This is a genomic window from Enterococcus sp. DIV1206 (assembly GCF_051712485.1).
Lineage (GTDB): Bacteria > Bacillota > Bacilli > Lactobacillales > Enterococcaceae > Enterococcus > Enterococcus faecalis.
On the sequence record NZ_JBIOOZ010000001.1, the window covers coordinates 2821443 to 2842500 of the forward strand.

The window sequence follows — 21058 nt, forward strand, 5'->3', positions numbered from 1 at the left end:
CGGGGTTTATTCTCCTTTTATCGCATTGTTACAAATTCTTCTGAGCCTGTTGGATGAATCGCAACAGTATTATCAAAATCTGCTTTGGTCGCACCCATTTTAATAGCGACTGCAAAGCCTTGTAGCATTTCGTCAACACCGATGCCGATGCCATGCAAACCGACAATTTTTTCTTCTTTACCGACACAGATTAATTTCATGTCGCATTTTTGACGGTATTCTCCTAAAGCGAAGTACATTGGCGTAAAGCTAGAGCGATAGATTTTCACTTGGTCTTCACCATATTCTTCAAGCGCTGCTTTTTCCGTCAAACCAATTGTCGCAACTGGTGGATGGGTAAAGACCACCGTTGGCACCAAGTTATAATCCAGATATAAATCGGTTTGTCCGTTAAATAAGCGTTCAGACAGGCGCCGACCAGCGGCAATCGCGACTGGCGTTAAGTCGATTTTCCCAATGACATCGCCGACTGCGTAGATGCCATTTTGTGTGGTATTTTGGAATTTATCTACTTTGACGTAGCCTTTTTCATCAAGGGCTACTTTCGTATTTTCTAAGCCTAATTGATCCGTGTTCGGCTGACGGCCTGTCCCGAAAATCACGGCATCTGTCGTGATTGATTCACCATTTTCAAATGTAATAACGTACTCATTCTGCGCCGTTTTTTCAATTTTAGCTGGTGTTGCATTCGGATGAATTTGCATGCCCATTTCTTGATAGCGTTCTACGACTTTTTCAGAAAGCATGTCATCAAAGCTTCGTAATGGTCGTTCATGACGGAAGGCCCAATGTGTTTCTGCGCCTAAGCCATGTAAGGTTCCTGCTAATTCGGCTGCGATGTAACCCGCACCGACAAAGACCACACGTTTTGGCATTTCTTCTAACGCAAAGAAGCCGTTTGAATCTAAGGCATATTCTTCTCCTGGAATACCTAGTTTTTTCGGACGACCACCTGTCGCGATTAAAATGTGCGGCGCCGTATATTCTGTCCCATTGACTTCAATTGTTTGCTCCCCAGTAAACGTAGCGTAACCATGGATACGTTCAATGTTGTTACTGTCTAAACCACGATTATACGCACCATGTAAGAAGTCGATATATTTTTCACGATTTTCAACTAATTGTTTAAAGCTAAAATTTTTGATTTCAACATCAAACCCATAGCCTGCTGTGTCTCTTTCCATCATTTCCATCATGCTGCTGGCTTGCCACATGACTTTTTTAGGCACACAACCAACGTTGACACAGGTCCCACCAATTTCGTTGCCCTCAATTAAAAGGACGTTAGCTCCGTGCATTCCTGCGCGGTTAGCAGAAGCAATCCCGCCACTACCGCCACCAATAACAATATAATCATAGGTTTTCATTTATTCTGGCTCCCTTTCAATTTGAACTTTCTCCTTTATTATCGCAAAAAATAGCAAAAAAAGACAGTCGTATTACTTACTTTTGTTTAGTTTTCTGCTGCTTCTGTTTTATGGATTCGTTCCATAAAAGCGCTGGGGGAAAGGAATTCAATCGTAGCATTGTCGAAGGGAATTCCTAAATCTTCTTTGGTTACGTTTGGGTTCATTGTAATGACGTAAAGTGTTTTGCCTAAGGAAAGTGCAATCCCAATTTCTAAATAACTTAGTCGGTCAAAGTCACCATTAATAAAAACGTAGGTTGCTTCGTGAAGATACCGTTTTATCACTTCAATATCTGTAAACATTCCTGTTTGAACACAATCTGCTAACCCGAAGCCCACTGCACCCATACAGCCATGCTCATCTTCAAACAGCTGAGGATCTACCAAAAGGTCCGTTTGAATACGAGGGTTTTGACCAATTTGGTAGGCGAATAATTTAGCCATAGTTATTCCTCCTTCTTTTTGATTACTTGTTAGAACGTAATAATTCAAGAACAATTTCTGTTTTGTCCTGCTCCGTTTGAATAGCTGTTCCTAATATCTTTTCTATTTCTTCTTTAGGTAATTTAAAAGCTTGATTTAGTTGACTTGCAGGAATGACTTGGTGCTCTAAAATCATGTGGTAAACTTTTTGGAAAACTTCTGGCTGTTCGATAGTCAGTTGTTCATCGTAAGGCTCTTTCGTTTTCCATTTATTTTTAGCAATTCTTTTATTTAAATAGAGACGTTGATCATCATTAATTAACGCTAATGTGTATGTTTTTTGAATCATTGATTGAAGAGAAACTTTCCAATACTTTTTCAAATCAATATAGTATTCTAACGAAATAGACAAGAGCGAATCAGAAAAAGCCGCTGAAGGAAGGAGAAAATGCGCAGCAAATAGATTTGCTTGATACTCAATAATGTTCTTTAATTCTGTTTGCGAATACTCATGAATACTTTCAACACCGTTGTGTAATAAAATATGTCCTAGTTCATGCGCCACGTTAAAACGACGACGGACAGCAGATTCATGATTATCTGTGAGCATAATAAACGGCCGACCAATCATCCAACGCGAGACCGCATCTAGTGTTGGATTGGACATGTTGGCTTCTGAAATAATCACACCATTTTGTTCAGCCAACTGAATGAGATTAGGGACTGGCGAAATCAAGTCTAAGCCCCAAATTTTCCGTAATTCCTCAGCCTTTTTCACAATTTCTTCTTCTGTGATTTCATAAATACTCTTTTCAATTAATTCTGGTAAACAAACTTTGGGAAAGTTCACATATGTTGCTAATACTTTATACACTTCTTGCACATATTTTAACCGCTCTTTTTGCATATCTCTTACTTTCTTCGTTGCCGCACTTCGGCTTCTAAAAAAAGTTGCGCCTGAATACAATTCAAATGTATCTGCTGAAAAGAAACTACGGGGAAATTGTAAAACAGAAATTAGTTTTAATATGCTATCTGCTTTAGGAATTGTTTTTCCCGATTCGTAATTCGAAATCATTTGCCTAGATAGCTCTGCTTTCTCGGCTAATTCTTTCATTGTTAATCCTCGTGCAATGCGAGCCGAAGTTAATTGCTTTGGATTAAAAATCAACCTCTCGTTCATTTTCTAGTCCTCTCCTTATCAGTTCGTCAGCGGTTGACGTAAAAGTCAAATGTAGGTCCTTACGAACTTCCTCTGGATTTTTTAAAAGAACTGGTGCCTGCGTAATATCAATTTGGTCAATCCAACGACCAACTCCAATATCTGGTAACCCTAATCGAACAAAACGTAATTGATGATTCGATCCGCCATAAGTTAGTAATAAGAATGGCGGTTGATTGGCATCATAATACTCATTTAAATCTTCTGGTTTGTCAAATAAATTATACTGCTTATTTAATAAGCTCCCACGATTTCTAAATAATGCCTTTTTAGGAACTGAAGCTTCTGATAAAACTTTCGCTGGCGTTAAAATTGCGCCTTTGGTTTCAATCATTAAGTACGTATGACCATTGACATATCGACTACTAGCTTTGTCAGCTATTTCATGTGGGATTGCTGATGAAGTTAACACTTGTTTTAAACCAACATCAACCAATCCATGCCGAACGTGTCCCCAAACTTTTTTCATTTCTGCTCGTTGAAAAATAGATTCTCTTTCTGTTAGCTCCATTAAGTAGCGATATGCTTCTCTTATGCTTAACGATAAAACACCAACCATTCGTGCATCACAATTTCTTTTTAAATGTTCTTTTAAAATACTCATTATTTTCTCTCCTTTTTTCACAACACCCCAACAACATACCATGTTAACATTTTGCCTTTTCTAAAAAAATATGTCAACACAAAAAAATGAACTTAGGAAGGTAAGTCATTTCGACTTACCTTCCTAACTCTGAATTTTAAAATAAAGGGCGAGACAGATATAGCTTCTTCTGTACTCTTCAGGATAAAACTTCAATCGACAGCCCTAGCCCGACCTCATATTTCAAATAACTCTTCTTATAACTTTTGCTTTGCACTGGTCCTCAGTACATATTCCCAACCACTTTTACTCGTAAGCGGGTTGCATTTTCTGGATGATAGGCAAGTGGTGTTTCTTCCACCTCGACTAACTCGATTGTGCCAGGGACTGCACCCGCAAGTTCAGCTTGTTGGACGGCTTTTTCTTGGGCATCAGTCAACGCCGCATCCCGTTGGATTTTTGAATAGACATAAATTTGTTCGTATTGTCCGCTAATCTGAGCGATAGAGGCACCGATGGCATTCGCCACTGCTCCGTTTTCGTTGCGAATTAGCGCTTTAACGCCTGTCAATTCTTCGGGGATGATAATACTCCCACCACCAACTAAAACGACCGTCACGTCTGCGGAACTGGTCTTCATGCGATCAATCGCTTCACTGACCAATTCGCCAATTTTTTGGTACACTTTTTCCGCAAACGCTTGGTCTAAATGAGCCACTTTGCTAGGATCACCGACTTGGGCATGGCCTAAGCGAACCGCAATATCAGTGGTCGTTAATTGTGTGCCGCCAAAAACAAGGGCCTCTTGTGTAATACGGTAGCCGACACTATCGGGGCCAACTGTCACAGAACCATCTGGTTGTTCACGCACTAGACTGCCGCCGCCGACACCGATTGACACGATATCTGGCATTCTAAAATTAGTCCGTACCCCGCCAACATCAACGGCCAGTGAAGATTCTCTTGGAAAGCCATCCACTAACACGCCAATGTCTGACGTTGTGCCACCAACATCTAAAACAACCGCATCTTTCAAGCCGGCTAAGTAAGAAGCCCCACGAATACTATTGGTTGGTCCACAAGCAATGGTTAAAATAGGAAACTGTTTGGCATACGTTAACGACATTAACGTACCATCATTTTGACATAAGTACACTTGGGCGTGATGAATTTTTTCTTGTTCTAAGGCTTGTTCAAAGCCTTCGCTGGTCACTTTAATTACTTTGTGCAACGCAGCATTCAAAATTGTCGCATTTTCCCGTTCGATTAAACCGACAGACCCAATCATTGAGGAGCAAGATACAGGAACATCTGCCCCTAACACTTCCTTCGCAAGCGCTTGAACAAACAATTCTTGGTCATTTTTTAAAGAAGAAAAAACGCCAATTACTGCGATTGCCTCTACTTCTCCTCGCCAAGAGGCCAAAATCCCACGTAATTCTTCTTCGTCCAGTGCAGTCAATGGTTGTCCATCATATTCGTAGCCGCCATGTGCTAAAGCATACGTTTCTGAAAGAGTGGCCACTAAATCCTTGGGCCAAGCTGTGTAAGGCAAGACCGAAGCGGTTGCTGGATAGCCCAAACGAAGGACCCCAACTTTTGCTAATTTTTTTCGCTCAACAATGGCATTCGTACATTGGGTCGTGCCCAACATTGCATGTGTGACTTTGGTTGGGTCCACTGCTGATTCTGCCAAGACTTTATTTAAGGCACCGGCAATCCCTGTTTGAATATCATCGGTTGTTGGAACTTTCACTGAATGAATCAAGTTTAATTGATGATCTAAAATAACAGCATCTGTATTTGTGCCGCCGACATCGATACCGATTTTATACATTTATTTGTCCTCCTTCGCTACTAAGTTTTCTAGTGGTTGATAATCCATTTCGTAGCCGAAATAACGAGGACCCACTGTTTCGATACCTTTTTTCGTTCGCCAAGCGGCATTCGCTTTCAAGCCCATTACTTGGACACGTTTGCCGTATTTCAAGCTTTCTGTTGTCACAGGCGTTAAAGTTTCTAAATCTACCATACAAATCAAATCAGGCGTCATCGCAATCACCTGACCATCTTTCTCGGCAATTAAATTTTCATTTTGAAAATGGACGACTGCTTCTAAACCAGCATCACTGTTTAAGCCACTCAATTTGACACGTCCCAAATTGAAGCCACCTTTTACTTCTCGTTCCACATCTAGAATTTTTCCTTGGAACAATTCAAAGCCATCCGTAACTTCTACTAATGCTTGGCGTTTTTCTTGTTCATCTGCATAGGTACCTCGAATCACTTTGCCAATTTCTTCTGATAATGTCACGATGTTGTGAATACCATAGTCTTGTAATTGTTTGCCTGTCGCGGGATAAATACTCACTAAAGCACTGGCGCCCATTTCAACTGTTTGAACACGAGCAAGACGTTCTGTCCAAGTATTATCAATCGTTTCCATAATGCCAATATTTCCTTTTTCATCGGTAATTGCCATAGGGGTCGCTGACATCCCATTCAAATGGAACGTTACCATAGGCAATTCTGGAAAGGCCCGACCCATACCATCACAATCCACCAAGGGAATGCCTAGCTTCGCTGCAACAACAATTGGAATCATTGAATTGACGCCCCCAGCTTCCATTGGAAAGGTTCCCGCAATCGTTTCTTGGTCTAAATATTTTCCTAACTTCTCAAAGACACGGACGAATTCGTCGCCTTTGGGAAATTTTTCAATTGCGACAGATGGGGCACCCATCATTGCGGCTGGTAGGAAAAAATCCTCCGCGGCAATTTCTTCTGGAGAAACCAGTTTGACAGGTCCGTTTTCTTCGATGGCGGACAAAGCCATCATTTTACCAATGTAGGGATCACCGCCACCTCCTGTCCCTAAAAAAGCTGCTCCTGTGGCTATATTCTCAATTGCTTCTGCATCTAAATAACGCATTCTCCGACACTCCTCTTCTTCATTCCATTTCTAATGATTCGGTGTTCATCTGTTGACGTTTTGCACCGAAATAATAAATAACAAACGATAAAACAATGCCAATTAGCGGTTGGTTAGGCAATTGAGGGGCATTGGGAAAGAAACTCATAATCACCGGAATGCCCCCCACTGCAGCACCAATTAGCCATGAAAAAACACCTAATTTATTCACGCCAGGCGTTGGCTGCCATTTGGTTCGATCGCCTTTGTTAATCAGCCAATAGGCAGCAATCATTACACCAGCCACTGGTGGAACCATCGCAGAAAGGACAGACATAATCGGCGTAAAGTAATTTAAAATCCCCACAACTGCTAATAAGGTTCCAATGGCGCCGGCCGCACCGACAGCGACTTTTTCTTTTTCTTTTGGAATATCAAAGACATTAATCAAGGCCAGTCCGCCAGAAAAAGCATTCACGGCATTCGTGGTCCAAGTTGCTAAAATTAGCGCAATAATTCCTAAAACTGGAAAACCGAGATTCATAAAAACTTCCGTTATATCTGCGGTGTTCGAAGCAATGGTCAAGACCGCACCAACGCCAATCATCAACAAGCCTGTCGGTAAAATCCCTAATGTGGCCGCTTTAACCACATCTTTACGAGAAGAAACATATTGAGAGTAATCTCCAGCAATTACTGCGCCTAATGCAAAAGAACCGACAGTCATTGAAAGACCTGACATAAAGCTTCCTGCTGTTTGAGGTGTATATTGACTAACAGCTTCCCAACCGTTGTTTCTTAACGAAGCCACCAAGCCATAAAGACAAACCAGAACTAACACAGGAACCGCAAAATAATTCAGAATTTTCAATATTTTTATGCCATAAAGAGCCGAAATAAGCATGATAACTCCCCAGATTAAGGAAGAAAGCGACACAGGTAAATCAATGCCGTAAATTTTTAAAAAGTTCGTGAAGGCGCCGCCGCTGACATTGGCTTGCAAACCAAACCAACCTAAGCAAGCAATCGCTAGAATAATGGAAATAATCTTTTGCGAACCTTGAATGCCAAACACTTGAGAAGCGACTTTGACAGAAGGTTCTTGTAAGTCGGAACTTTGAATTCCTTGTAAAATCATTAAAATAACAATAATACCGTAACCAATAAATCCTGTTAACAAAGCTTCCCATAAAGGCATGCCTGCAACTAACGTTCCTCCAATAATTAATCCTGGCACGCTAATCATTGCGCCCGCCCAAACAAATGCTAAGCTAAGCCACGATTGTTGTTGCTCGTTTTTTAATTTCATTCTCATTCCTCCTTAATTATTTTTTCAATTATAACGAAAAATCAGTCATAGGTCTTTTTCAAATTGAAAAAAATATCGAGGAAGTTTTGGCTTAAAATAAAAAAGCAGGCAAATCGGCTACTGCCGATTGTCTGCTTTTTTCATTCATTCGTGACCAAGCGATATAAGATCATCGCCAAATAGACTTCATAGGCTTCGGCGGCGTTGGTCATATCATAGCCGAGCGCTTCATTAATTTTACTGATACGATATTTGACCGTATTTTTATGAACAAATAGGCGTTCGCCGCATTCTTTAAAATCACTACTTGCATCTAGTAAAAACGTCCCTAATGTCATTAACTGCTCTGATTCTTTTAAGAGAGGTTGGATAACTGCTAAGCGTTGTTGGATGGTTTCTTCTCCTGCTTGGAGACACGTCATCATTTGTTGAACTGTACGAATTTCCGCGATTGATAACACTTTTCTTTGTGGATAGACACGCTTTAAAAACGGCGCGACTTGATTAGCAGTTTGGTAGCTGACACGCACTTCAGTCGTGTTACGAACTTTCGGACAAAGGATGATTTCACCTAAATAGTCCTGATAGTCTGTGGCTTGCAAGTATTCTTTACTAATCGTGGCTTCAGGCTGTTTGTGTAAATAATTACCTAAGAGAACAATCAGGTAATTTTCTGTTTGCTGGACAATCGTTGTTTGGTAATAGTAACGTAGGAAATCTTTCAAATCTTGCTGAATAGCGTGGATTTCTTGTCCTTGTTGCCAAATAGGCAAAAGCCACATCGTTTCGACAGAAGAAATATCAATCATTAATTTTTTGGCTAATTGGTACATCTTATCACTTTCATCGTTAATGATTGCTTGGACTAAGGCATACTCACTGACTTCGTCATAGTTTTTCCCCCATAAATTCAGAGCCATCTGAACGACTTCCACCGCTTGATTCATCTCAAAAGAGGTTAACTGCTCTTCTTCTCGAATGAAGTAAAGCTTCAATGTTTGTCCATCTTTCTGAGGAAGTTTTTGCGAGGTAATGAAGTAGGTCGTTTCTCCTAGCGCTACTTTCTCTTGTGATTGATAAAGTAACTTGGTTAAGGGTAATTTCGTGCTTCGCGGCCAATTGATGGTGCTGATGATTTCATTGGTATAGGTGGTTAACGCAATGTTGACTTTTAAAAAATCGGATAGGATTTTCAAGGTCATTTCCACACTGCGGTTTTGTTCAGGCAAAAGGGAAACTTTTTCCAAGAGGTCCGTTGCAAAAGAAGCCATTTTATTTTTATTGACTAACAATTTCATGACTTCATAAATGACTTCGTTGTAGCGTAATGTGGGATCATTTTTAGGCATTTGGATTAAAATAAAACCTAAAGAATCCGCTAATTGAATCACTTCCTCTGCAACTTTCGGTACGATAATCCCAACGTAGTACAAGATTAGGCCTACTTCGCCTAATTCATGGAGATGCCGAATCGTTTCACATTGCTTCACCACATCATGACGAATGGCACAAAATGAACCAATCAAAATTTCGCCAGCATGGTATTCATTTGTTTTGTGAAGTTTTTCCGAAAACAAAGACATATCAGAGACTTCTAAAAAAGAAAGAGAAGCAACAGATGTGTCCAATTGGTTTTTACCAGAAAGTACCGTTGCTTCTCGCAAAGACGGTAATTTTAATAAATCATTCACGCGGACACTCATAATTACTCCTCCTTTTGGCTGGTTTATTTTTTCTTACGAATCATATCGCCGACTGCAACAGGTTGCGTCACTTCCATTGTTAATAACATCATGGGATTAGGTGCCCGATCGATCGCTTCACCGTCTTCATTATACATCTCTTTAACGGTTTGGTGGAAATGGGTAAACCCGGGACCATAAAATTCAATTTCATCGCCGACACTGAAAAGGTTCCGTTGACGAATTGTCGCGACTTGCGTCTTTTCGTTGTACGCAATCACTTCGCCAACAAATTTATATTGTGGAATTTTACGACGTTCGCCGAATAATTGTTCATTTTCACTTGGTGTATTGTAATAAAAACCAGTTGCTAATTCACGTTGTGCTACTTTCCATAATTCATCAATCCACTCTTGTTGGCAGACATAGTTTTCAGGATCTTCCATGTAAGAATCGACGGCTTTTTTATACACATTAGCGACTGTCGAAACATAGTGAATGGATTTCATGCGGCCTTCAATTTTAAAACTATCGACACCATTTTCAATTAATTCTGGAATATGTTCAATCATAGACATATCTACGGCGCTCATTGAAAACTCTTCTTCAACTTCCCCTTCACTGGTTTTGCTCCGACGTTCTGTCCCAAAAGGCATATCAAATAACTCGTATTTCCAACGACAAGATTGAGAGCAACCGCCACGATTGGCATCCCGCATCGACATATGGTTGGATAAAGTACAACGTCCTGAATATGAAATACACATTGCTCCATGAATAAAGGCTTCAATTTCAATGTCCGTATTTTCACGAATCGCTGCAACTTCCTCCATTGAAACTTCGCGCGCTAATACCACACGTTCTAAGCCTTCATTTTTCCAAAATTCTAATGTTTCATAGTTGGTTGCTGAAGCTTGTGTCGATAAATGGATAGGTAAACCTGGTGCTTCTGTCGCACAAATTTCGATTAAAGCTGGATCGGAAACAATCACAGCTGAAATTCCGATGTCTCGCAATTCTCTGAAAAACGCTCCTGCCCCTTCCTGGTTTCCTTCATGAGTGACCATATTGGCAGCGACATAAACTTTCGCATTATGTTCGCGGGCAAAGGCTACGCCTTCCGCCATTTCTTCTGGCGTGAAATTTCCTGCGCGGCTACGCAGACCGTAGGCATTCCCTCCGATATAAACGGCATCGGCACCGTAACGAATTGCGACTTTTAGTTTTTCTAGCGTCCCGGCTGGAGCCAACACCTCGGGACGCTTCAATGTTCGTTCTGTCATTACTTTCATGTTCTTCTTCCCCTTAAATGAATCAATTTATTTTATTGCATCGGCACTTAAATCAAAGAAACCATTGTCTAAGCCACGACCTGTTGGATGTAATTTTTCAATTTCAGCTGTTGCATGAGCTGCTTGATCTTCTGACCAAGTTCCCGCTTCAAGTGCTGCTTTCGCTTCAGCAAATAAGCGAGCAATCGCGACAAAATTTTCACCTGGCGTGTAAAGGCCATCGAGCTTCCATGTACGATAGTGATGGTCATACAAGTTTGTTAACTCATTCATCAAGTTCACATCGTTATTGGCAAAAATATGCGTACCATGACTATCTTCATAAATGGAATAGTGGGTTTCTGGTTTTTTGGGTTCAGAAATAAACAGCCCTTCGTCTTTCGTAACCCCTTTGTCGTTCTTTGTGTAATTGTAGTAATTTTGAATTAATGGGCGTTTCGATTGATGAATACACGTCGCCCCATAGACAAGAATTTCAGCTGGAACTGCTAAGTTTTCTTCCATTGCGACCATTTCTTCAAAAGGTACTTCCCGAGCTAGGACAGCTCCGATGGCTCCTCGTTTACTCCAAAAATTGATTTGACGTGAGCTCGTTACCAAAGTTTCGCCATCATAAACGTAAGGAATTTCTAATCCATCTCGTTGCATAATAAACACAATACCTGGATCACCCAAAGTAATTTTATCGACGTTGATTTCTTTTAAAAATGTCAGATACTCTGGGACTAATTTCATTTTTTCAGGGTGCATAATGCCATTTACTGCAACTAGCACTTGTTTGCCCATTTCATGTGCACGTTTCACAATCTCGCGTTGTTCATCTCGTGTAAAAGATACGGGCAAACGCAACCCGAATGTTTCTTCTCCAATATATAATGTATCCACACCTGTTGCGAGTAATTCTACAGCCTGCTCAACAGATTCTGCAGTTGCAATCAGTTCAATCATAAATATAGCCTCCTTCTTTATGACCGTTTAATAGTATCATACGTTCACAAACTTTAAAAGAGCCTATCTGTATTAAACGTACATTTTTCACAATGTTTCCGAAAAAAATTTTGGTAGAGAAGCACCATCCGCTTACCTACCAAATGTTCTTTTTTAATTACTGGTCATCTATTCTTTAGTCACTCGTTCAAGTGATATTTTCGTTCATAAAACGTTACTACAACGGTAAATAACCACGCTGCCGCTAAGCCTAACAAGCTACCTAAAACAATCCCCAAAAAGCGGAATTGAATCAACGTTATCACGTACTGCTGACGAACGAGCAATGAAAGCATCAGAGCCATAGGCGTTGTGAAAAATTGCGCCAATCCATAATTACGACGAATAAAATACTCAACGGTCACAAATAAGATTGTAATCACGACAATCGATTCAAAAGTTGTCAAAGCTAAATTAAGCAGAAAAGCGGAAATAACCAATCCAATCGTTGTGCCAAAAATTCGCTGAATATTTCGCTGCTTAATCGCACGTAAATTGTCTCCTTGTAAAATGGATGCACAGGAAACGACTAGCCAATATGGATTCTGTAAATGTAAACTTTCGCTGATATATACAGCAAAAAATAAGACAAAGCTATAATATATGCTATCTAATGGCGCTTCTGGATGCCGATAAATTCGTTCCCGTAATGATCGCTTAGCTAGCGGGGCACTGATTTCCTTCTCTGTAAAATGCAACACTAGTGCAAACAAAATGGAAAAGCCAATGCCTAATAACATACAGCCACTCATGAACGGAATTTTTGCTAACGGAATACTCGTACTGGCACCCATCGCTGTCACCATCACACCAAAGAAGGCCCCTGGTTTTGAAATATCGTAGACTTCAAAGAAAAAGCGGCCACCAAAACCGACCAGGGCAACAACAATGGGAATGAGCCATGCAATATGGGTCGATAACATGCCTAACAAATTTCCTAAAAAAAGGTAACTACCGACCACAGATAAACGAGTCATTAACTGTTTTAATGGTAACGGCTGATAATATAAAAAAGTAAAAATACCTAACGAGCCAAAGCTTGAAATCAATAATTGATGATTGATATAGCCCAAAAAAAGAATGCTGAACATAACCAAGCCAGCAAACACTAGTCGAAAAGGATTATCCTTTGGACGCTGATAATGTAGTAATTCTCGAAAAAAAGATTGTTCCATTCCATCACCCCTCCTTATTAACGTAGCACAGAAAAATCAATCTGGCAATTCTCAAAAAGAAATCGCCACTGGAAAATAGAAAAGCCTGGCATAAAAACCCTAAATGGTTTTTGTACCAGACTTTGCATCTCATCTATACAGTTTGTAATTCTTTCGCTTCTGTCTTTGGTGCTTTTGGTGCCCGCACATTTAACGTAATTTTGCCTTTGCTAGCACCTAAGGTTACTTTATCCCCTAACTGAATTTGACCGGAAAGAAGGGCTTCACTTAAACGATCTTCCACTTCTTTTTGCAAGGCCCGACGAATTGGACGTGCGCCATATTCTGGATCAAACCCAACTTTACCAATAACTTCAATTGCAGCTGGTGTGATTTTCACTTTAACCTCTTGTTCGGCCATCCGTTTCACGACAGATTGACTCATAATTTTTACGATTTCATGAATTTCCTCTTGTTTCAAGGAATGGAAGACAACCGTTTCATCAATTCGGTTTAAGAATTCTGGACGGAAGGCTTTTTTCAATTCTTCCATGATTCGTTTTTGCATTAATTCATGATTTTTAGAAATGTCTTTCACATTGAAGCCAACATGTTTTTCTTCACGAATCGCTGTTGCTCCTAAGTTGGAGGTCATGATTAAAATCGTGTTACGAAAATCGACTTTTCGTCCTTTGGCATCCGTTAAATGGCCATCATCTAAGACTTGTAATAAAATATTAAAGACATCTGGATGGGCTTTTTCTACTTCATCTAGCAAAATAACGGAATAAGGACGTTGACGAATTTTTTCAGTTAGTTGGCCGCCTTCTTCGTAGCCGACATAACCTGGAGGAGAACCGATTAAACGGCTAGTACTGTATTTTTCCATAAACTCAGACATGTCCACGCGAATCAAAGCTTCTTCGCTGCCAAACATCGCTTCGGCTAAGGCTTTGGCAAGTTCTGTTTTCCCAACCCCTGTTGGTCCTAAGAACATGAAGGAACCAATCGGTCTTGCTGGGTCTTTCAAGCCACTACGCGCACGACGGATAGCGCGTGAAACAGCTTCAACTGCTTCATTTTGGCCAACGACCCGTTGATGTAAAATGGTTTCTAATTCCATCAATCGTTCGCTTTCTTTCTTCTCTAGCTGCTGCAAAGGAACGCCTGTCCATTGTGAAACGACTCCAGCCACGTCTTCTTCTGTTACTTGCGTACTGTAACCAGACAGACTTTTTTCTTTCACTGCAATCAATTCTTCTAGTTTTTCCATTACTTGTTTTTCTTTTTGACGAATCCGAGCGGCACTTTCAAATGATTGGTTTTGAATGGCCTCTTCTTTTTCCGTAATTAATTGAGAAATTTCGGTACGCAATTCATTAATTTCTGAAGGTTGATCTGCCTTATCTAAACGAACTTTTGCTGCAGATTCGTCCATTAAATCAATTGCTTTATCTGGTAATTGGCGGTCATTTAAATAGCGAATCGATAATTGAACCGCTGCATGTAGAGCTTCATCTGTAATTTCTACGCCATGATGTTTTTCATAGCGTGAACGCAAGCCTTTTAGAATTTCTTCTGCTTCTTCTGGCGTTGGTTCTGCTACTTGAATACGGGCAAAACGACGTTCCAAAGCGGCATCTTTTTCAATATATTTTTGGTATTCATCCAGAGTTGTCGCACCAATGGTTTGCAACTCACCACGTGCTAAAGCAGGTTTTAAAATATTTGAAGCATCAATCGCCCCTTCTGCACCGCCAGCACCGATCAAGGTATGCAATTCGTCGATAAATAAAATGACTTGTCCATCTTGATAGATTTCATCGACAACTTTTTTCAAGCGATCTTCGAACTCACCTCGATATTTGGTTCCAGCAACCAAGGCACCCATGTCTAGCATCATTAAACGTTTGCCTTGCATATCTTCAGGGACTTCTCGGTTGACAATTTTCTGGGCTAAGCCTTCTGCTATCGCTGTTTTCCCAACACCTGGTTCACCGACTAAGACAGGATTGTTTTTGGTACGGCGACTCAAAATTTGGATCAAACGACGGACTTCGGTACCGCGACCAACTACTGGATCCAAGCTTTGTTCTCGTGCTAACTTGGTTAAATCTCTTGCTAAAGAATCCAATGTTGGCGTCCCTTGTGGCGTATTTTTATTTTGACCATTCCGACGACGTTGTGCGCCATTGGGTTCGGAAACGCCCATTTTTTTCAATAATAATTGACGCATTTTGGATAAGCTTAATCCCAAATTCACTAAAATTCTAGACGCTAAAATTTCTTCGTCTCTTAACAAGCCTAATAATAAATGCTCGGTACCAATCTTTTGAGCCCCTAAGCGCTTCGCTTCATCTCCAGCATAGGCAAAGATTTGTTTGGCTCTTGGTGAATAAGGTAAGTATAAGTTGTTATTTCCCATTGGACTTTGCATGGTGCCATAGCCACTTAAATGCTCAATTTCTTCACGGATGTCTTCTGTGTCAGTATTCAATTGTCGTAATGTTTTTCCGGCAATCCCATTTGGTTCTAAAACGAGTGCTAATAATAAATGCTCAGAACCGACGGATTGGTGACGAAAATACTTCGCTTCTTCTTGGGCAATCGCCAGTACGGCTTTCGCACTTTCTGTAAATAGTTCATCCATAGTTATTCCTCCTCATAGCTCAAGCGCTCTAAAAATGAACGCATTATTTGAGCTCTTAGAAAATCTTCGTGATTCCCCAGACCATTTAATGTGCTTTTACTTAAAGCAGCTAGCATTAAATTGCCTTCCTTTTTCGTAATCACTTCTTCTTCATACAATGTTTGAATAAATGTTAGCGCATCTTTTTCTGTTAAGGTTGCGCCAATCAATTGATCCATTTGTTTTAGTAATTGATCGTTATCTGAAATTTGTACTTTGACAATGCGAATATAGCCGCCTCCACCACGTTTACTTTCAACTGCGTAGCCTCGTTGGATGGTAAAACGTGTATTAATTACATAGTTAATTTGTGAAGGAACGCAATTAAATAAATTAGCCATTTCCGCCCGACGGATTTCAATTTTATTACTTTCTTCTAAAATCTTTTTTAAATAAGCCTCGATTAAATCTGACGTATTTTGATTACTCATAGTCTTCCATCCTTCTTCTCTCTTGACTAATATTGACCATTATTATATCGAACTTTGCCTATTAAATAAAGAGGAACGCTTTGACTTTAATAAAAAAATGCAAAACAGGAGGAGCAACCTCAGTCAAACTGACTTAAGTTCCCCTCCTAAAAATGAAAATATGTTATTAAATCACAGGCAGACAATGGCTCCGCCTTAATGTCTCACAAAAACTATTCTTCGCCATAGGATTGATCCAAGGCTTGTTGAATATCTTCGATAATAGATGTTGGCTCTTCCAAACCAACGTACATGCGAATGTGCGCTGGCGACAAGCCTCTTTTCTGAACAGCTGCCAAGTTATTGCCTTTGAATACAGGCAAGGCCAAACTTTCAAAGCCACCCCAACTGACCCCAATTGTGACCAGCGTCAATGCATTCACAAATGTTTTCAAACGTTCAAAATCGGTATCTTTTAAATCAATCGCAAACAATGAGCCATAACCTGTTAAATATTTTTCTGCTAACGCTTGTTGTTGTTTATTTCCTACAAAAGGATGATATAAGCGGCTGATTCGCGAATCCTTTTGCAAAACCGACAGCACCGTTTGGATGGCTTGAGACTGATGCGCCAACCGAACGGGCATGGTACGAATACCTCGTAACGCTAACCAAGAATTGAAGGGACTATTGACTGCTCCTAAAGCTTGATGACCATGTTCAAAAATTTGATCTACAAGCGCTGCTTTGCCAATGACAGCCCCTGCTACAATATCCGAATGACCACCAATATATTTGGAACAAGAATGAATCACCAGGTCTACATTATGGCATAAAGGATGCTGAAATAACGGTGACGCCCACGTATTATCAATGACAGTGTATGCGCCGATTTTTTGTGCTAACGCAGTTATTTTTTCTAAATCTAGTAGTTCAAACTTTTGTGAGGACGGACTTTCAAAGTAAATGACTTTGGTGTTTTCCTGAACAAATTGAAAAAGTTCTTCTGTTTCTGCAACGTCTACCTTGGTCAAGGATACGCCAAATTTCTCTAAATATTGCACAAACGAAACAGATTCTCCATAAATTGTATTGACCATTAAAACATGATCACCTTGTTGGAGCAACGTAAACAGCGTTGCCGAAATAGCGCCCATTCCTGAGGCAAAAACTTTACATTTTTCTCCACGTTCCAAACGAGCAATTTTTTTCTCTAAAATTTCTGTTGTGGGGTTGGTGCCACGTGTGTAAACATAATTATTTTTTTCATCTATACTCGCTGCCATAAATTCTTCGTAAGTTGGAAAATAAAAGGAAGAGGTTTGAACCAACTCGGGCACCATCGGATGATACATTTTTTCCATTCCTTTTTCCACTTCACAGCAAATATTTTTATCATTCTCAACATGCATTTCCTTCACTCCTCTTTCTCTACAATGTTTCTGGTACTTCATGGGCTTCTTCTTTTTGATATTGTCGATCTAAGGCTTTTACAAATGGATAATAAATAACGACACTAGCGGCAACAGCTAAAACTTGCGTCACTGCACCTTGCCATTTTCCCACTAAAAAGCCCGAAAACAGAAAGGGCGTAGCCCATGGTGCTTGAATGTTTGTAAACATTGGCATGAACCCAATTTTCATTGACAGAAAGGCAATCAAGACCGATACAATCGGCGCGACCGCAATCGGAATCAATAATAAAGGGTTAAAAATAACTGGGAGTCCAAAAATCAAGGGTTCATTAATGTTGAAAAATGCTGGAACAAACGAAATTTTCGACATGGCTTTCATTCTAGATGAATGTCCGACGATGGCCATTGCAATAGCCAAGCCAATCGTGCAACCAGCGCCTCCAATTGTGGCAAATTGATCGAGCATTTGGACCGTGCCAAAGTTGCCACTTTGAGCAGTTAATTGTCCTAATTCCGCTAAGCTTTGGTTTTTGTCTGCATTCGCATATAAAATAGGATATAGCATGGAATTGATGACAGTTGGATGAATCCCAAACCACCAGAACAGTCCATTTAAGCCAGCCACAATAATAATTGCAAAAGGGGTTCCGATTAAACCTTGCAGTGGCGCTTGAATCACCGCATAAATTAATTGCGGGAAGGAATTCGCAAACGAAAGCCCAATCCCATTAATCAATAAAGCCACCGCTACCACAAAAATCCCAGGAATCAATGCACTAAAAGCTTGGCTCACCATAGAAGGCACGCTTTCAGGCATTTTGATGACTAATTTTTTCTTAATACAGAAACGAGTCAATTCAACCGAAAGAATTGACATAATAATGGCCGTAATCACCCCTTGCGTTCCTAACCAATCAAACGATAAAACTTTCGTCACAACTTCGCCTGATTCAGTGGTCACCGTTTTCGGTAAAACGACTACGTAAGCGACAATTCCTAAAATTAATGAAGTTAAACGATCCATTTCGTAACTTTCCGCCAATTTATAGGACATCGTCCCGGCAAAAATAATTCCCATCATGTTGAAAGTTGCTCGATAAGCTGGTGAAATCATATCCGCCCAACCTGCACCGAAAATTCCAGCCATAAAATCGCCATACCCTGCTACTGGAAAATCTGTAATCAACATAAAAATCGATCCAATAATTGTTAACGGCATAATCGCAAAAAAACCATTTCTTAAGGCTTGAAAATAACGTAAACTTGTAATCCTTGAAACTTTAGGCACTACGGCTTGCTCCACCCAGTTTGTTAACTTATCCATTTCACTTCTCTCCTTAATCCTTTGTGATATCCTCATCATAAAGAAACCGCTTTCTGATGTAAATACGACTAACTGATTCTGTAACTATGTTTCATAATTCATACGCTTAAGGTATACTGAAAGCGAAACAAAGTACCACAGAGAGGTGAACCCATTGAATCTAATCGAATGTTTAGAACAAAAAGAACGCTATACATATAACGAAGGGCTAATTATTGATTTTATTTTATCTCATACTGAACGAGTCCTGCATATGTCGATTTATGAACTAGCAGAAGCCACCAACTCTTCAACTTCCACGATTGTTCGTTTGTGTAAAAAAACAGAAACTAGCGGTTTCAAAGAATTTAAAATCCGCTTGTCCCGCGACTTAGAAATTCACTACCAAGCAATCCGGAATGTTGATGCGAATATGCCTTTTTTAGCGCAAGATTCTGATTTACTAATTGCCAAGAAAATTGCGCAGTTAACGACTGAAACCGTTCAATCCACTCAACAGTTATTAACCGAGGCCATGTTAAATAAAAGCATTGATTTACTTTTAACCGCTGAAAATATTTTAGCAGTGGGTGTCAGTAACTCCTACATTCGCTTAACGGATTTTCAAACAAAGTTATTACGTATTCAGCTATTTATCCATTTAATTCCTTATCAAGCTGAACAATTTTATTTAGCCATCAATGCCACCAAAAATGACGTAGCCATCCTCGTCTCTTACAGTGGTAACACTGCAGAAATCGTTAATGAAGCACGGATTTTTGCAGAAGGAGGCACCCCGATTATTGCTATTACTTCAGACTTGAACAGCCAATTAGCTAAATATGCCACAGTGATTTTGCCCATTCCTAACGTTGAACATGCAGATTTCAAAGTCTCGACCTTTTCCTCTCAACTAGCCATCGAATATATTCTCAATGTCCTTTATTCCTGTATTTTTAGTCGCAATTTCGATAAGAATTACACATCACAAAAAAATACACCTACTTCGATACTTAAATTTTAAACAAAAAAAAAAAAAACAGTACTGATGATCAGTACTGTTTTTCACAATCGGGAAGACAGGATTCGAACCTGCGACCCCTTGGTCCCAAACCAAGTGCTCTACCAAGCTGAGCTACTTCCCGGGCTATGAAGTTAAAGTAATAAAAAAAGACTATCGAATTAAAAAGAAACTCACGTGCACCTTTTTAAAACTTAGTCAATCACTCAACTATGCACCCAAAGGGAGTCGAACCCCTAACCTTTTGATTCGTAGTCAAACACTCTATCCAGTTGAGCTATGGGTGCTAAATATAAAACAATGCCGAGGACCGGAATCGAACCGGTACGGTGATCACTCACCGCAGGATTTTAAGTCCTGTGCGTCTGCCAGTTCCGCCACCCCGGCGTAATGAATTGGCTAAGCGGAAAACGGGGTTCGAACCCGCGACCCCCACCTTGGCAAGGTGGTGCTCTACCACTGAGCTATTTCCGCAAAATGGTGCCGGCTAAAGGACTTGAACCCTCGACCCTCTGATTACAAATCAGATGCTCTACCAACTGAGCTAAGCCGGCTAAATATGCGGGTGAAGGGACTTGAACCCCCACGCCTTGCGGCGCTAGATCCTAAATCTAGTGCGTCTGCCAATTCCGCCACACCCGCAAATGAAATATGAATATGAGCCGTACAGGGCTCGAACCTGTGACCCTCTGATTAAAAGTCAGATGCTCTACCAACTGAGCTAACGGCTCAAAAAATGGAGGTTAACGGGATCGAACCGCTGACCCCCTGCTTGTAAGGCAGGTGCTCTCCCAGCTGAGCTAAACCTCCAAAAACAACAATTCGCGTGGCGACGTCCTACTCTCACAAAGGGAAACCCTTCACTACAATCGGCGCTAAGAAGCTTAACTTCTGTGTTCGGCATGGGAACAGGTGTATCCTTCTCGCTATCGCCACCACACTGGGTGTTGTTTCTTATTGAGTTGAATCTTCATTCACTCAAAACTGGATTGAAGTTTGAATCAAAATAACCAAGTTGCTTTTACTTATCCATTCTTTGGTTAAGTCCTCGACCGATTAGTATTGGTCCGCTCCAACTATCACTAGCCTTCCACTTCCAACCTATCTACCTGATCATCTCTCAGGGGTCTTACTTTCTTAAAGAAATGGGAAATCTCATCTTGAGGTGGGCTTCACACTTAGATGCTTTCAGCGTTTATCCCTTCCCTACATAGCTACCCAGCAATGCCCTTGGCAGAACAACTGGTAC

The 21058-nt window shown here is 40.5% G+C and carries 16 protein-coding genes, 8 tRNA genes and 2 rRNA genes (1 of these 26 running past the window's edge); 1 reads left to right on the forward strand and 25 read right to left on the reverse strand.

Going from position 1 to position 21058, the window contains the following annotated elements:
• Nucleotides 1-17 precede the first annotated feature (17 nt).
• From gor to IGK86_RS14010, 15 genes are all read right to left on the reverse strand, one after another.
• Nucleotides 18-1367: a glutathione-disulfide reductase gene (gene gor / locus IGK86_RS13940; protein ID WP_002354732.1), complete on the reverse strand. Its 1350-nt coding sequence runs from the start codon at nt 1365-1367 to the stop codon at nt 18-20.
• An 86-nt stretch (nt 1368-1453) separates the two neighbouring features.
• A complete protein-coding gene (locus tag IGK86_RS13945; protein ID WP_002411275.1) occupies nt 1454-1852 on the reverse strand; it encodes a hypothetical protein in 399 nt (132 codons plus the stop codon).
• A 22-nt stretch (nt 1853-1874) separates the two neighbouring features.
• Complete coding sequence (locus IGK86_RS13950) at nt 1875-3014, reverse strand: helix-turn-helix domain-containing protein (protein WP_002365444.1); 1140 nt, start codon at nt 3012-3014, stop codon at nt 1875-1877.
• The gene (locus IGK86_RS13955) at nt 2992-3657 is read right to left on the reverse strand and encodes a hypothetical protein (RefSeq protein WP_002354729.1); all 666 of its coding nucleotides are present in this window, start codon (nt 3655-3657) and stop codon (nt 2992-2994) included. Before IGK86_RS13955 ends, IGK86_RS13950 begins: the two co-directional genes overlap by 23 nt.
• A gap of 262 nt (nt 3658-3919) precedes the next feature.
• Nucleotides 3920-5473, reverse strand: coding sequence for a hydantoinase/oxoprolinase N-terminal domain-containing protein (locus IGK86_RS13960; protein WP_002360919.1), 1554 nt, complete (start codon nt 5471-5473; stop codon nt 3920-3922).
• A complete protein-coding gene (locus IGK86_RS13965; protein WP_016617645.1) occupies nt 5474-6568 on the reverse strand; it encodes a DUF917 domain-containing protein in 1095 nt (364 codons plus the stop codon).
• A 19-nt stretch (nt 6569-6587) separates the two neighbouring features.
• Nucleotides 6588-7862: a cytosine permease gene (locus IGK86_RS13970; RefSeq protein ID WP_016617646.1), complete on the reverse strand. Its 1275-nt coding sequence runs from the start codon at nt 7860-7862 to the stop codon at nt 6588-6590.
• Between the two features lie 134 nt (nt 7863-7996).
• Nucleotides 7997-9559: a PucR family transcriptional regulator gene (locus IGK86_RS13975; RefSeq protein ID WP_016617647.1), complete on the reverse strand. Its 1563-nt coding sequence runs from the start codon at nt 9557-9559 to the stop codon at nt 7997-7999.
• A gap of 23 nt (nt 9560-9582) precedes the next feature.
• Nucleotides 9583-10830 (reverse strand): peptidase U32 family protein, encoded by a 1248-nt coding sequence (locus tag IGK86_RS13980; protein ID WP_002368523.1) that lies wholly within the window; start codon nt 10828-10830, stop codon nt 9583-9585.
• 27 nt (nt 10831-10857) lie between these two features.
• Nucleotides 10858-11778: a peptidase U32 family protein gene (locus tag IGK86_RS13985; protein ID WP_002354722.1), complete on the reverse strand. Its 921-nt coding sequence runs from the start codon at nt 11776-11778 to the stop codon at nt 10858-10860.
• Between the two features lie 179 nt (nt 11779-11957).
• Nucleotides 11958-12992, reverse strand: coding sequence for an FUSC family protein (locus IGK86_RS13990; protein ID WP_002354721.1), 1035 nt, complete (start codon nt 12990-12992; stop codon nt 11958-11960).
• 133 nt (nt 12993-13125) lie between these two features.
• A complete protein-coding gene (locus IGK86_RS13995; RefSeq protein ID WP_002360915.1) occupies nt 13126-15621 on the reverse strand; it encodes an ATP-dependent Clp protease ATP-binding subunit in 2496 nt (831 codons plus the stop codon).
• A 2-nt stretch (nt 15622-15623) separates the two neighbouring features.
• Complete coding sequence (locus IGK86_RS14000; protein WP_002354715.1) at nt 15624-16091, reverse strand: CtsR family transcriptional regulator; 468 nt, start codon at nt 16089-16091, stop codon at nt 15624-15626.
• Nucleotides 16092-16303: 212 nt separating this feature from the next.
• Complete coding sequence (locus IGK86_RS14005; protein WP_438742592.1) at nt 16304-17524, reverse strand: aminotransferase class I/II-fold pyridoxal phosphate-dependent enzyme; 1221 nt, start codon at nt 17522-17524, stop codon at nt 16304-16306.
• Nucleotides 17502-18809 (reverse strand): PTS sugar transporter subunit IIC, encoded by a 1308-nt coding sequence (locus IGK86_RS14010; RefSeq protein WP_033627819.1) that lies wholly within the window; start codon nt 18807-18809, stop codon nt 17502-17504. The genes IGK86_RS14005 and IGK86_RS14010 overlap by 23 nt, the downstream gene beginning before the upstream one ends.
• Before the next feature lie 145 nt (nt 18810-18954).
• Here IGK86_RS14010 and IGK86_RS14015 point away from each other — a divergent pair, with 145 nt between their 5' ends.
• Nucleotides 18955-19812 carry a MurR/RpiR family transcriptional regulator gene (locus tag IGK86_RS14015; protein WP_002354705.1) on the forward strand — a complete coding sequence of 286 codons (858 nt, stop codon included), beginning with the start codon at nt 18955-18957 and terminating at the stop codon, nt 19810-19812.
• A 47-nt stretch (nt 19813-19859) separates the two neighbouring features.
• Here IGK86_RS14015 and IGK86_RS14020 read toward each other — a convergent pair.
• The 10 genes from IGK86_RS14020 to IGK86_RS14065 form a co-directional block, all read right to left on the reverse strand.
• Nucleotides 19860-19933 (reverse strand) — tRNA-Pro (locus IGK86_RS14020).
• Nucleotides 19934-20022: 89 nt separating this feature from the next.
• Nucleotides 20023-20096 (reverse strand) — tRNA-Arg (locus IGK86_RS14025).
• A gap of 14 nt (nt 20097-20110) precedes the next feature.
• A tRNA-Leu gene (locus IGK86_RS14030) sits at nt 20111-20196 on the reverse strand.
• A gap of 15 nt (nt 20197-20211) precedes the next feature.
• A tRNA-Gly gene (locus tag IGK86_RS14035) sits at nt 20212-20283 on the reverse strand.
• A gap of 4 nt (nt 20284-20287) precedes the next feature.
• A tRNA-Thr gene (locus IGK86_RS14040) sits at nt 20288-20363 on the reverse strand.
• 6 nt (nt 20364-20369) lie between these two features.
• A tRNA-Leu gene (locus IGK86_RS14045) sits at nt 20370-20451 on the reverse strand.
• A gap of 16 nt (nt 20452-20467) precedes the next feature.
• Nucleotides 20468-20540, reverse strand: a tRNA-Lys gene (locus IGK86_RS14050).
• A 6-nt stretch (nt 20541-20546) separates the two neighbouring features.
• Nucleotides 20547-20619 (reverse strand) — tRNA-Val (locus IGK86_RS14055).
• A 14-nt stretch (nt 20620-20633) separates the two neighbouring features.
• Nucleotides 20634-20749, reverse strand: a 5S ribosomal RNA gene (rrf, locus tag IGK86_RS14060).
• A 96-nt stretch (nt 20750-20845) separates the two neighbouring features.
• A 23S ribosomal RNA gene (locus tag IGK86_RS14065) occupies nt 20846-21058 on the reverse strand (it continues 2700 nt past the right edge of the window).

Bases quoted from the DNA above. Each gene is read 5' to 3' on its own strand.
- gor (WP_002354732.1), bottom strand. From the start codon at position 1,367: ATGAAAACCTATGATTATATTGTTATTGGTGGCGGTAGTGGCGGGATT.
- IGK86_RS13945 (WP_002411275.1), bottom strand. From the start codon at position 1,852: ATGGCTAAATTATTCGCCTACCAAATTGGTCAAAACCCTCGTATTCAA.
- IGK86_RS13950 (WP_002365444.1), bottom strand. From the start codon at position 3,014: ATGAACGAGAGGTTGATTTTTAATCCAAAGCAATTAACTTCGGCTCGC.
- IGK86_RS13955 (WP_002354729.1), bottom strand. From the start codon at position 3,657: ATGAGTATTTTAAAAGAACATTTAAAAAGAAATTGTGATGCACGAATG.
- IGK86_RS13960 (WP_002360919.1), bottom strand. From the start codon at position 5,473: ATGTATAAAATCGGTATCGATGTCGGCGGCACAAATACAGATGCTGTT.
- IGK86_RS13965 (WP_016617645.1), bottom strand. From the start codon at position 6,568: ATGCGTTATTTAGATGCAGAAGCAATTGAGAATATAGCCACAGGAGCA.
- IGK86_RS13970 (WP_016617646.1), bottom strand. From the start codon at position 7,862: ATGAGAATGAAATTAAAAAACGAGCAACAACAATCGTGGCTTAGCTTA.
- IGK86_RS13975 (WP_016617647.1), bottom strand. From the start codon at position 9,559: ATGAGTGTCCGCGTGAATGATTTATTAAAATTACCGTCTTTGCGAGAA.
- IGK86_RS13980 (WP_002368523.1), bottom strand. From the start codon at position 10,830: ATGAAAGTAATGACAGAACGAACATTGAAGCGTCCCGAGGTGTTGGCT.
- IGK86_RS13985 (WP_002354722.1), bottom strand. From the start codon at position 11,778: ATGATTGAACTGATTGCAACTGCAGAATCTGTTGAGCAGGCTGTAGAA.
- IGK86_RS13990 (WP_002354721.1), bottom strand. From the start codon at position 12,992: ATGGAACAATCTTTTTTTCGAGAATTACTACATTATCAGCGTCCAAAG.
- IGK86_RS13995 (WP_002360915.1), bottom strand. From the start codon at position 15,621: ATGGATGAACTATTTACAGAAAGTGCGAAAGCCGTACTGGCGATTGCC.
- IGK86_RS14000 (WP_002354715.1), bottom strand. From the start codon at position 16,091: ATGAGTAATCAAAATACGTCAGATTTAATCGAGGCTTATTTAAAAAAG.
- IGK86_RS14005 (WP_438742592.1), bottom strand. From the start codon at position 17,524: ATGAAGTACCAGAAACATTGTAGAGAAAGAGGAGTGAAGGAAATGCAT.
- IGK86_RS14010 (WP_033627819.1), bottom strand. From the start codon at position 18,809: ATGGATAAGTTAACAAACTGGGTGGAGCAAGCCGTAGTGCCTAAAGTT.